Here is a 407-nt window from a genome sequence, read left to right as displayed (position 1 = left end):
CATCATTAAAGGAATCCATTTTCTCATTTCCTCAATATCTTCCGTATATTCAATATTGTCAAACATCGGAAAATCTTTCATCGCATAATAGCGATCTTTTAAGAATTGAACATTATTTTTACCTCTCACAAAACTAATATGAGGTAAAGGCTGAATAAATTCTTTAGGGTTAGAAATACTTTTATTTTTAACTAAGTGGCTCCAAAATTGTTTTGAAATTTCAAATTGCTCATTAATTTCTTTTGCTTTTTCAATATCAATTGAACCATCAGGCTTTCTTACTGTATAGTTCAGTTCACATAAAGCAGCATGGCCAGTTCCGGCATTATGACGTTCATTAGAACTTTCAATCCCTGGACGATCTAAACGTTCATATAGTTTAATATTCCAATTAGGTTCTATTTCTT

The 407-nt window shown here is 30.7% G+C and carries 1 protein-coding gene; it reads right to left on the bottom strand.

Annotation, left to right across the window (positions count from 1 at the left end):
• Positions 1-407: malate:quinone oxidoreductase (locus HZY83_RS08140; RefSeq protein ID WP_179943532.1), on the bottom strand; the 407-nt coding region annotated here is incomplete at both ends.

Source organism: Gemella sp. GH3 (assembly GCF_013415425.1).
In the GTDB taxonomy this organism is placed as follows: Bacteria; Bacillota; Bacilli; order Staphylococcales; family Gemellaceae; genus Gemelliphila.
This window is presented reverse-complemented; position numbering and strand designations above follow the sequence as displayed.